At 37.1% G+C, this 566-nt stretch carries 1 protein-coding gene; it reads left to right on the top strand.

Features of this window, described 5'->3' with window-relative positions; genetic code table 11:
* Positions 1-414 (top strand): hypothetical protein (locus tag JHD69_RS20165; RefSeq protein ID WP_233166108.1); only part of this gene is annotated, 414 nt, incomplete at its 5' end.
* Between the last annotated feature and the right edge of the window lie 152 nt (positions 415-566).

The raw sequence follows: 566 nt of genomic DNA, 5'->3' as shown, positions 1-566 counted from the left end.
GCTTTGGGTGCGTTTATCAAAACAATGGAGATTTTACAACGAGATAAGGTTGTAGAACACTTTTGGAACTATGGAGAAAAATTGCTTGAGGGAATGAATACCATCGCCAAAGACTTAGGCATAAGTGATTATTTTGCAATTGGGGGATATCCCTGCTCGCCTAACTATATCACAAAAAATAAGGCTAATGAAGTGTCGTTAGCAATGCGTACGCTTTTCGCGCAAGAAATGATTACAAAGAATGTAATAATGCCATATGTTGCTGTATCTTTTGCCCATCAAAGCAATGAGTTGGATTTAACACTAAATGCGGCAGAACATGCATTAAAAATATATCAGCGAGCTTTAGAAGATGGCCTTGATAACTATTTAAACTCTCCAGTGATTAAGCCGGTTTTTAGAAAGTATAATTAATGTTTTCCATTAAAGATAAAATCATTGTCATTACCGGTGGCGGTGGCCTTTTAGGTAGCCAGATGGTAAAGACATTTAGAGAAGAAGGTGCAAGGGTAATTGCGGCTGATTTGAAGTTCTCCGTTGATCACGAAGATAATTTTCTTATAGAT

Source organism: Pedobacter sp. ASV12 (genome assembly GCF_016429155.1).
Lineage (GTDB): Bacteria > Bacteroidota > Bacteroidia > Sphingobacteriales > Sphingobacteriaceae > Pedobacter.
Note: the sequence above shows the minus strand (reverse complement) of the source record. Positions and strands in the feature narration are given on the sequence as shown.